Origin of the sequence: Pseudomonas sp. 31 R 17 (assembly GCF_900004915.1) — a bacterium.
Taxonomy (GTDB): domain Bacteria; phylum Pseudomonadota; class Gammaproteobacteria; order Pseudomonadales; family Pseudomonadaceae; genus Aquipseudomonas; species Aquipseudomonas orientalis_A.
Window position 1 is genome coordinate 134,980 of record NZ_CVTN01000084.1, and the last position, 11,065, is coordinate 146,044.

Below are 11,065 nucleotides of genomic sequence, written 5' to 3' on the forward strand. Positions count from 1 at the left end.
AGACCCTCGACATGAACGACAAGGTCAAAGCACTTTCCCGCAATATCGAGGCCATCTATCCCCTGGCGCCCATGCAGCAGGGGTTGCTGTTTCACAGCCTGATGCATCCGGGCAAGGGCATGTACCTGCTGCAGTACCGCCATGTGATGGTGCTGCCGCAACTCGATCTGCAGGCGTTCCGCCAGGCCTGGGCACAGGTGGTGGAGCGCCACGAGCTGCTGCGCACCTCCTTCGTCTGGAAACAGCAGAAGCGGCCGATGCAGGTGGTGCACAAGCAGGTCGAACTGCCGATCAGCTATGAGGACTGGTCGGCTATCGACGAAGCCGAGCAGCAGGCGCGTCTGGAACATCTGCTGGCCGAGGAGCGTCGCGAGGGGCTGGATTTCACCCAGGCACCGCTGATGCGCGTGCGCCTGTTCAAGCTGGCCCCGGACACCTACCAGTTCGTGCGCAGCTATCACCACATCCTCATGGATGCCTGGTGCTTCTCCATCATCATGATGGACTTTCTCGACGGTTACCGCGCCGCGCGTGAGGGGCGGCGTCTGGAGCTGCCCAAGCCACGCCCTTACCGCGACTTCATCCGCTGGCTGGAGCAGCACAAGCCCGAGGATCATCAGTCATTCTGGCAGCAGCGCCTGGCCGGCTTCGACACCCCCACCTCGTTCGGTTTCGGCCACCCTGGCCGCGTGATCGATGCACCGGAGCCGGTGGAGGATTGCGTCGAGCACCTCAGCGTCGAGCAGACCCAGGGCCTGCAGCAGGCCGCCAGCGGTCTGGGCATCACCCTCAACACCCTGGTGCAGGGTGCCTGGGCCTTGGTACTGGCGCGCTACAGCGGCAATCGTGACCTGCTGTTCGGCGTCACCGTGGCCGGGCGCCCGGTGCACATGCAGGGCATGGAGAGCATCGTAGGGCTGTTCATCAACAGCCTGCCGCTGCGCTGGAGCTGGCAACCGCAGCAGCCCCTCGGTGCCTGGCTCAAGGCCTTGCAGGCCGAGAACCTGAGCCTGCGCGAACATGAAAACGTGTCACTGGCGCAGATCCAGAGCTGGAGCGAGGTACAGCGCCAGGATCTGTTCCAGAGCCTGTTCGTGTTCGAGAACGCGCCGATCTCCGCCAGCCTGCGCCAGGGCCAGTTGGACTACCTGATAAGCGACATGGCCAACCGCACCCACACCAACTATCCGGTGACCGTGGTGATCGTGCCCGGCGAGCGCCTGCACCTGCAGTTGACCTACCAGACCGACTGGTTCCTGCGCGAGGAAGTCGAGCAGATGCTGCGCCATTTCCGCACGCTGCTGCTGAACATGGGCGACAGCCTGGCCAGCGAGGCGGATATCCCGCTGCAACGCATCGCCATGCTCGATGCGGCGGAGATCGCCCAACAGCGCGCCTGGGCCAGCGGTGACCTGGCGGCGGACGCGGCGCAACTGCAGCCGTTGTACGTCGAGCGCCTGCAACAGCAAGTGCGTCGCACCCCCGAGCGAATCGCCGTGGTGCATGGCGAGCGCAGCCTGAGCTTCGATCAGTTGAACCGGGCGGCCAACCGACTGGCCCGTCATCTGCGCGCCAATGGCGTGCAGGACGGTGACCTGCTGGCGTTGCTCGATGAGCGTGGCCTCGACCTGGTGGTGATGATCCTCGCCACACTCAAGGCTGGCGCCGGCTGGCTGCCCCTGGACCCGCGCAATCCGCCGCAACGCCTGGCCCAAGTGCTTACCCAGAGCCGTTCGCCGCTGCTGTTGCATGGCGCGGAGCAGGGTGAGCTGGCACAGCAGGCGCTGCAGCCGATGGCGCAGCCGCCGGCGGCGATCCGCTACGAGCCAGCGGCGCTGGGCGGCTACAGCGATGCCGACCTGGACATCCCCGTGCATGGCCTGTCGCTGGCCTACTGCATCTTTACCTCGGGCTCCACCGGCACGCCCAAGGGGGCGATGGTGGCCCACGCAGGCATGCTCAACAACATGCTCGGCAAGGTGCCCGGCCTGGGCCTGAATGAAGATGACGTGATCGCCCAGAGCGCGCCGCAGTGCTTCGACATCTCCGTCTGGCAGACCCTCGCCGGCCTGGTGCTGGGGGCGCGCACGGTGATTCTCGGCGACTGCGTGATGCAGAACCCCGAGGCCCTGGCCGAGGCCATCGCTCGCCATGGCGTGAGCATTCTCGAAGCGGTGCCGTCGCTGATGCAGAGCCTGCTCGAGGCGGGCCTGGAGCGCACGGCACTGCGCTGGGTATTGGCCACTGGCGAGGCGCTGCCACCGGCGCTGGCACGGCGCTGGTTCGAGCGCTACCCCGGCATCCCGCTGATGAACGCCTACGGGCCGGCCGAATGCTCCGACGACGTGGCCTTCCATCCGCTCACCGAGCGCCTGGCCCAGGCGCGCAGCAGTGTGCCGATTGGTCGCGCCACCCTGAACAACCGTCTGTACCTGCTCGATACCGAATTGCAACCGGTGCCGCGCGGTGCGGTGGGTGAAATCTTCGTCGCCGGCGTGGGGGTTGGCCGTGGCTATATGGCCGACCCCGCACGCACGGCGGCGGTGTTTTTGCCCGATCCCATCGCCAACGACGGCAGCCGTCTGTATCGCACCGGCGATCTGGCGCGTTTCCTGGCCAATGGCGAGCTGGAGTACGTCGGTCGTACCGACCACCAGGTGAAGATTCGCGGCCACCGTATCGAGCTGGACGAGATCGAAGCCTGCCTGACCCGTTACCCCGGCGTGCGTGAAGCGGTGCTGCTGGCCCGTGACGACCAGCAGCGCGCCAAGGTGCTGGTCGCCTACCTGGTGGCCGAGCCGCAGCCCTCCATCGAGGCGCTGCGTGAGTTCGTTGCCGCCAACCTGCCGCCCTACATGCTGCCCAGCGCTTTCATGCTGCTCGAGCGCATGCCGCTCAACGCCAACGGCAAGATCGACCGCAAGGCCCTGCCGGCGCCCGACTTCGCCGCGCAGAGCGAGGCGCGCTACGTGGCGCCACGCAGTGAGCTGCACGCGCAGTTGGCCGAAGCCTGGCAGGGCGTGCTGGGGCTCGCGCGGGTCGGCATTGAGGATCATTTCTTCGAGCTGGGCGGGCATTCGCTGCTGGCCACGCAACTGATCGGCCAGATCGGCAAGCTCAGCGGCAAGGACCTGCCCCTGCGTGTGGTCTTTGAGCGCCCGACCATCGCCGCCATGGCCGAGTGGCTGGAACAACAGCAGGCCGGCGAGAAAACCACGCCGATGCGCCTGCCGCGTCCGCAGACCCTACCGTTGTCGTTCGCCCAGCAGCGCTTGTGGTTCCTCCAGCAACTGCAGCCGCAAAGCCCGGCCTACAACCTGGCCGGTGCGGTGCGCCTGAGCGGCGACCTGCATGTCGCTGACCTGCAGGCAGCTTTGCAGGCCCTGGTCGATCAGCACGAAGTCCTGCGTACCCGTTTCGTCAGCGACGGCGGTGAACCGTCGCAGGTCATACTCGCCAAGGCCGAGCTGGCCTTGCCGCTGATCGAGGTGGCCAGCGAGGCGCAGTTGCACGACCTGCTGCGCCAGGACGCGATGACTCCGTTTGCCCTGGACAGCGCGCCGCTGCTGCGTGCCTGCCTGTATCGCCTCGGGCCGCAGGCGCACGTGCTGGCGCTCAATTGCCACCATATCGCCGCCGATGGCTGGTCGCTGCAACTGATCATCGACGGGCTTTGCAGCCATTACCGCGAGCTGCGCCAGGGGCGTAAACCGGCGTTGGCCGAGGCGCCGATGCAGTACGCCGACTACGCCCTGTGGCAACGCCAGTGGATGGACAGCGCCGCCTGCCAGGACGAGCTGGCCTACTGGCGCGAGCAGTTGTCCGGCGAATTGCCGGTGCTCGAGCTGGCCGCCGACTTCCCCCGGCCGGCCCATGCCAGCCAGGCCGGCGGGCGCGTCGAGCAACGCCTGCCGGATGCGCTGGCGGCGCGCCTGCGGGCATTCAGCGCGAGCCACGGCTGGAGCAACTTCATCCCCATGCTCTGCGCCTTCCAGCTGCTGCTGCGCAGCCGCAGCGGCGAGCACGACATCCTCGTCGGGGTGCCGGCCGCCAACCGCCATCACGCGGCGTTGCAGCCGTTGGTGGGCTGCTTCGTCAATACCCTGGTCTATCGCCAGAAGCTCTCCGGCACGGCCAGCCTGCTGCAACTGATGCGCGAATTGCAGGCGTTGTCCGTGGCGGCGCAGTCACATCAGGACCTGCCCTTCGATTACCTGATCGAACAGCTCGGCGTGGCCCGCCAGGTCAGCTACAACCCGTTGTTCCAGGCCATGTTCAACTACTTCCCGGGCCATGCCCTGGAGCGTTTCGAGCTGACCGAGCTGATCGCCGAGCCGCTCGACAATCGCCCGGACAGCGCCCTGTGCGACCTGCATCTGGACGTGCGCGACAGCGAACACGGCATCGCCCTGAGCCTGCAGTACAGCAGCGAGCTGTTCGGCGAGCAGACCGCGCAGGCGATGCTCGAGCAGTATCTGGCGCTGCTCGATGCCGTGCTCGAACAACCGCAGCAGGTACTGGGCGAACTCGCCTGGCAGCCCGAGCAGCGCGCGCTGGCGCGCTTGCACGGTGAGGCCGTGGAGGGTCGGGAAGACATCCTGCAGGCCTTTGCACGGCAGGTCGCCGGGCAGCCCGAAGCCATCGCCGTGCAGGCCGGCGAACAGCGCCTGAGCTATGCCGACCTGAACCATGCGGCCGAACGCCTGGCCGCTGCCTTGCAGGCCCGTGGCGTCGGCGCCGAGGATCGTGTGGCCCTGCGCCTGCCGCGCGATGCGCGGCTGCCCATGGCCATGCTGGCCATTCTCAAGGCTGGCGCCGCCTACGTGCCGCTGGCCGAGGACACCCCGGCCGAGCGTGGCCGTTACATCCTTGCCCATGCGCAGCCGCGGTTGTGCCTGACCAATGCCGAGGCCCTGGCGGAGCTGGCAGAGTGGGGCAGTGCCGTCGAACTGCTGGATATCGATGCGCTGACCACCCCCGAGCCCTACCGCTCGCCGAGCGTGCATCCTGCCCAACTCGCCTACGTGCTCTATACCTCCGGTTCCACCGGCCAGCCCAAGGGCGTGGCCATCGCCCGTGGCAACGTGATGAACCTCATGCTCGGCGTGCAGCAGGTGCTGCCATTGACGGCGCAGGACAGGGTGCTGGCGCTGACCACAGCGACCTTCGATATCGCCATCGTCGAGCTGCTGCTGCCGCTGAGTCGCGGGGCCAGCATCCTGCTCGCCGACCGTGAGCAGGCACGCGACCCGCACGTCCTCGACCGCCTGATCGAGGCCGGCCAGCCGACGGTAATGCAGGCCACCCCCGCCACCTGGCGCATGTTGGTGGCGCACACCGGGCGCAGTTGGCAGGGCGTGCGCGCCATTTCCGGTGGCGAGGCCCTGCCGTGCGCGCTGGCCGAGGCCATGGAGCAGCGTGGTGCCCAGGTGATCAACGGTTATGGGCCGACCGAGGCCACCGTCTACAGCACCTTCGAGCCGCGTCAGGGCGAGAGCGGCGGGGCGGAGGTGCCGATCGGCCGGCCGCTGGTCAATACCGCCGCCTATGTGCTGGACGCCGACTTGCAACCCGTGGCGCCGGGCGTTTCCGGCGAGCTGTTCCTGGCGGGTGCCAACCTGGGGCGTGGCTATTTTGCCGCGCCTGCCCTGAGCGCGGCGAGCTTCCTGCCCGATCCTTTCGTGCCGGGGGCACGCATGTACCGCACCGGCGACCGTGTGCGACGCAACGCCAAAGGCAGCCTGGACTACCAGGGGCGCCTGGATTTCCAGGTCAAGCTGCGTGGCTTCCGTATCGAGCTGGGCGAGATCGAGGCCTTGCTGGCGCGGCTCACCGGGGTGCGGGAAGCGGCCGTGGTGCTGCTCGGCAGCGGCGACAGCGCGCGCCTGGTGGCTTACTACTCGGTCACGCAGGCGGCGGATGCTGACTTGGGCGACGCCGCGCTACGCGTGCAACTGGCGCAGCACCTGCCGGATTACATGCTTCCGAGCCAGTTCGTGCGCCTGGACAGCTTGCCGTTGAGCCCCAGTGGCAAGGTCGAGCGCAAGGCGCTGCCGGCGCCAACCCAACATGAAGGTCAGCGCGACGGCGAGCTGAGCAAACCCTGGGAGGCGCCACTGGCCGAACTGTGGTGCGAGCTGCTCGGTTGCAACGCGGTTGGCGCCGGCGACAATTTCTTCGCCCTCGGCGGCCATTCGCTGCTGGCGGCACGGCTGGTGGCGCGCATCGCCGAGCGCTACGAGCGGCAACTGCCGCTGCGCAGCGTGTTCGAGTGCCCGACCCTGGGTGAACTGGCGGCCAGCCTGGCCACTGCCGAGGGCGCAGGCGAGAGCATCCTGCGGCCATTCGGCGAGGCGCCGGCGCCGCTGCACTTCACCCAGCAGCGGCTGTGGTTCCTCGACCGCTTGCAGGGCGACACCCAGGCCTACCACCTGTCACTGGCCATGCACCTGCGCGGTACGCTGCAAGCCGAAGTCCTGGAACGCGCCTTGGCACAATTGGTGGAGCGCCAGCACAGCCTGCGTTGCGTGTTCAGCGAGACGCAAGCGGGCGCGCAGCAGCAGGTCGTGCAGTTGCACGGCAGGCTGCTCAGCGTCGAACCCTTGCAGCAGGATGTGCAGTCGCCGGCCTTCGCCCGCACCTTGAGCGAGGAAGCGCAGCGCGCCTTCGACCTGAGTGCAACGCCGCTGTGGCGGGTGCGGTTGTATCAGGGCGAAGGGCAGAGCGTGCTGCAGGCCACCTTGCACCACATCATCGCCGACGCCCGCTCGCTGGAGATCTTCTTCGATGAGCTGCAACGTCTTTACCAGGCCGAGCTGAGCGCAACCCAGGCGGCGTTGGCGCCGCTGCCGCTGCAGTTCAGCGATGTCGCCGCCAGTTGGCAGACGCCTGCCGGGCAGGCACGCATTGAAGCGCAGCTGGACTACTGGCGGCAGGCCCTGGCCGGCGAACCGCCGGTGCTGGACCTGCCCACCGACCTGCCACGTCCTGCCGAGCAGGGCTACCACGGGCGGCGCCTGCGTTTCGAGCTGCCCATCGAGTTGGTCGAACGCCTGCGCAGCACCGCGCAGCGTCATGGCCTGACCGCCTTCGCGCCCCTGCTGGCAGCATGGAAAGTGCTGCTGGCCAGGCATTCGGGGCAGCGCGAGCTGTGGATCGGCCTGCCGGTGGCGCAGCGTCAGCAGGCGCACACCGACAACCTCATCGGCTATTTCGCCAGCACCCAGGTGCTGCGTAGCCAGATCGACCCACTGCAATCCGTGGCATCGTTCTGGCAGGCGTTGCAAGCCACCCACCTGACCGCGCAGCAGCACGGCGACGTGCCCTTCGAGCGGCTGGTGGAGGCTTTGCAGGTACGCCGCGATCTCAGCCATACGCCGCTGTTCCAGGCGCTGTTCAACCTGATCCAGCGCGATGACGTAGCGGCGGTCGGCCAGAGTTTTGCCGGCCTGCCGGCGCAGCGCCTGAATGTCGAGAGCGACAGCGCCCTGGTGGACATCGGCCTGCATATCGAGCAGCACGGCAGCGCCTGGCACTGCGTGCTGGAGTACAACACCGAGCTGTTCGTCGCCAGCACCATGCAACGCTATGCCGACGAGTACTGTCACCTGCTCGACGGCATGCTGGCGCGGCCCGAGGCGCGGCTGTGGGATATCGACCTGGCAAATGCCGATCATGCCCTGACACGCCGCACGTGGAACCTGCCGGCGCATGCGCTGAGCGAGACGCAGGATCTGATCGCGCGCTTCGAGCGCCAGGTCCTGCGCACCCCGGATGCGCTGGCCGTGGATTGCCAGGAGCAACGCTACAGCTATGCCCAGCTCAATGCCTTGAGCAACCGCCTGGCCCACTGGCTGCGCGCCCAGGGTGTCGGCTGCGACGATCTGGTCGCGCTGTGCCTGACCCGTGGCCCGTGGCTGCTGCCCAGCATCCTGGCGATCCACAAGGCGGGCGCGGCCTACTTGCCGCTGGATCCGCAGCAACCGGGCGAACGGCTGCGCTTCATCATCGAGCATGCGCGGCCGCAGCTGGTGCTCAGCGAGCACGCCTGCGCCGACGTACTCGGCAGTGTCGACAGCCTGGCCGTCGACCACCTGCCGCTGGACGAACAGCCGGCACACGACCTGGCATTACCGGTGTCGCCGCTGCAGCGGGCCTACGTGATCTACACCTCGGGCTCCACCGGCACGCCGAAGGGCGTACAGGTGACCCGTGGCAACCTGAGCAACCTGCTTGCCGGCCTTGACCGCCAGTTGCCGCTGACGGCCGAGGATGTCTGGCTGGCCAGCACCACCTACGCCTTCGATATGTGCAAGCCGGAGCTGTTCCTGCCGCTGCTCAAGGGCGCGGCCATCCTCCTGGCGCGTCGCGAGCAGGTGGTCGATGGCCACCGCCTGTTCGATCTGCTGCGCCGTGCCACGGTATTCCAGGCCACCCCAGCCGGCTGGCAGATTCTGCTGGAAACCGGGCGTGACGACTGGCCGGCCCTGCGCGGCCTGATCGGCGGCGAAGCGGTGCCGGCCGAACTGGTGAGTGTGCTGCAGGCCAAGGGGGTGAAGCTGATCAACGCCTATGGCCCGACGGAAACCACCGTCTGGTCGACCACCCAGGCGCTGCGGGAAGTACCGGCCGGCGTCGCCGATATCGGCATGCCGCTGCTCAACACCCGTTGCTACGTGCTCGACGAATGCCTGCGGCCAGTGCCGCTGGGCAGCACCGGCGAGCTGTATATCGCCGGCAGCGGGGTGACCCGTGGTTACCAGCGAGCGCCGGCGATCACCGCAGCGGCGTACCTGCCCGATCCGTTCGCCAGCGAGCCTGGCAGCCGCATGTACCGCACCGGCGACCTGGTGCGTCGACGCAGCGATGGGCACCTGGCCTATGTCGGCCGCGCCGATTTCCAGGTCAAGGTGCGTGGTTTTCGCATCGAGCCGGGGGAGATCGAATCGCTGCTGCGCCGTTACCCCGGTGTGGAAGAGGCGGTGGTCATGCTCGATGCGCGCAGCCACAGCCTGTTCGCCTGGCTGCAGGCCGCGAGCCCGGTCGACGAGGTGGCGCTGCGCCGTCATCTGGAAAGCCTGCTGCCCGCCTACATGGTGCCGGCCGGCTTCATCCAGGTGCAGCGTTTCGCCCTTAATGCCAACGGCAAGATCGACCGCAAGGCCCTGCCGGCGCCGCAAGCGCAGGCCGAGCAAGGCGTGGCGCCGCGTACGGCGCTGGAGCGCGAACTGGCCGAGCTGTGGCAGGAGCTACTCGATCTGCCGCAGGTCGGCGTGCTCACCAGCTTCTTCGAACTCGGTGGCCATTCGCTGCTGGCGATGCGCCTGATGACCCGGGTGGAGAGCCGCTTCGGCGTGAAGGTCGAGTTGCGCAGCCTGTTCCATAATCCGACCATTTCCGGCCTGGCCGAACAGATCGAAAACCCGCAGCGGCCTTCGACCGACCAGGCACTGGATGAGATGCAGCGTTTGCTGGCAGAGATGGAAGACTGAAGATGAATGTGACCAACCAACAGGCCTTTATCGAGATCGCCCAGCGCCTGGCGTCACTGCCGGCGGACAAGAAGCAACAGTTCCGCCAACGCCTGGCCGAGAAGGGCATCGATAGCTGGCGCCTGCCCATCGTCCCGGCCGCTGGCGGGGAGGGTGCAGCGGTGCCGCTGGCCCATGCGCAACTGCGTTTTCTCTCGGCCGAGGCCCTGAGCAGCCGTGCGCTGTACAACCTCTGCTCGGTGCTGCGCTTCGATGGCCGTCTGGACCTGGCGTGCCTGCAGCAGGCCATGCAGCAACTGGTGGAGCGGCACACGATCCTGCGCACCCGCTACGTGGCCGATGCCGGAGGCCACTTGCAGGCGCACTGCGAGCCCTGGACGGCGGGCCTGCCGGCGGTCGAGCCGCTGCCCCGCGAGGCGCTTGCCGACCCGCAGCAATGGTGCGCCGACGAGTACGCCAGGCAACTGGCCGAGCCCTTCGACCTGAGCCGCGAAGTGCCATGGCGCTGGCGCGCGTTCAGCGGTGCCGAGGACAGCACCTGGCTGTTCTTCACCATCCACCACGTCGCCTACGACGCGTGGTCGGCCCAGCAACTGACCCGCGAGCTGGCCGAGGGCTACCGTGCCTCGAGCCTGGGCGTGCCAGCCCGGTTGCCGCCGCTCGACATCCAGTACGCCGACTATGCCGCCTGGGAGCACGAGTGGCTGACCAGCGACGCCTGCCGCCAGCAACTCGATTACTGGTGCAACCAGTTGGCCGATGCGCCCGGTGCGCTGGCCTTGCCCTGCGATCATCCGCGTCCGCCCGCCAACCAGCGTCGCCATAGCGGCGCGGTACGGGTGCGCGAATTGCCGGCTGACTTGTCGGCGCAGGTGGACAGGGCCATCCGCGAGCAGGGCGTGACCCTGTACATCTTTGGCCTGACCGCCTTTGCTTGCCTGCTGGCGCGCTACAGCGGCGAGCGTGACCTGTGCCTGGGTACATCGGTGGCGCAACGCGATCGCCCCGAGCTGGCGCCGCTGATCGGGCCGCTGCTCAACACCCTGGTGATTCGCCAGCGCCTGGAGGACGACCCGGACTTTCGCAGCGCCCTGTTGCGCACCCGCGACGGCGTGGCGGCGGCGTTCGACCAGCAGACCCTGCCGTATGAAAAGATCCTCGAAGCCCTCGACCGCCCGCGTTCCAGCCCGCTGTTCCAGGCCATGTTCGTGCAGGTCGAATTGCCGGAAAGCCGCACCCTGAGCCTGCCGGGGGTGACCGTCGAGGTGCTTGACCCGCCGCAGCGCCATGCCCGTTTCGATCTCACCCTGCGTCTGCTGCGTTGCGCCGACCAGCGCCTGCGCTGCGAGCTGGAATACAGCGATGAGCTGTTCGAGGCGGCCACCATCGAGCAACTGCTCGACGATCTGCAGGCCATCCTGCAGGAGGCATCAGTCAATCCCGGGCAGCGCTTGTCGGCACTGCGCCTGGCCTCGCCGGGCAGCGAACTGCAGGGCCCCGCGCTGGGTGCCAGCCCTGAACCGCTGGATCGACAGGTGCAGCAGTGGGCCGCGCGCACGCCGCAGGCGCCCGCC

The 11,065-nt window shown here is 67.9% G+C and carries 2 protein-coding genes; both read left to right on the forward strand.

What is annotated here, in order from left to right; all coding sequences use genetic code 11:
• Positions 1-11 precede the first annotated feature (11 nt).
• Positions 12-9,491, forward strand: coding sequence for a non-ribosomal peptide synthetase (locus BFP89_RS25285; RefSeq protein ID WP_141689136.1), 9,480 nt, complete (start codon positions 12-14; stop codon positions 9,489-9,491).
• A 2-nt stretch (positions 9,492-9,493) separates the two neighbouring features.
• A partial coding sequence (locus BFP89_RS25290) for a condensation domain-containing protein (RefSeq protein WP_256097386.1) occupies positions 9,494-11,065 on the forward strand: 1,572 nt, incomplete at its 3' end.

Coding starts and splice junctions, on each gene's coding strand:
- BFP89_RS25285 (WP_141689136.1), top strand. CDS start 12: ATGAACGACAAGGTCAAAGCACTTTCCCGCAATATCGAGGCCATCTAT.